The sequence below is a fragment of the Achromobacter sp. SIMBA_011 genome (assembly GCF_046535435.1).
Lineage (GTDB): Bacteria > Pseudomonadota > Gammaproteobacteria > Burkholderiales > Burkholderiaceae_B > Achromobacter > Achromobacter dolens.
This window is the reverse complement of record NZ_JAWRWN010000114.1, coordinates 1-369: the sequence shown is the minus strand read 5'-3', so window position 1 is coordinate 369 and position 369 is coordinate 1. Positions and strand designations below refer to the sequence as shown.

At 61.2% G+C, this 369-nt stretch carries 1 pseudogene; it reads left to right on the top strand.

The window, feature by feature from the left end:
- Positions 1–14 precede the first annotated feature (14 nt).
- A pseudogene (locus tag SB816_RS30160) lies at positions 15–369 on the top strand (hypothetical protein); the annotation flags it as partial.

Below are 369 nucleotides of genomic sequence, written 5' to 3'. Positions count from 1 at the left end.
CGGCCGCTCCGTCGATGAATTTCCGCATCGGCGCACTTCGCTCATGCGTCTCGTTCAGACAATGGCGTATGTCGGTGCCGAACCCAGGCAAAGTCGTGGCAAAGAGAGCTCGCCCTGAAACAACCGCTGGAAGGCTGGGCTCGCGCGGCCGGCAACAGAAGGTGCTGTACCGGTCTGACAACAAGACACCATTGTCGGTCGACTGCGTGCGCTATCAGGTCATGCGACCCGAGGAGTGTTTGGAGTTTGATCGAGACCTGACGGAGATCAGCGGGTCCCAATTGGAGATGAGCCGATGTCGAAGGCAGGCCGCAACTGCTGGACGCTTGCACGCACGCGGCAATCCGGAACCCCGCAAGGGCACGGACG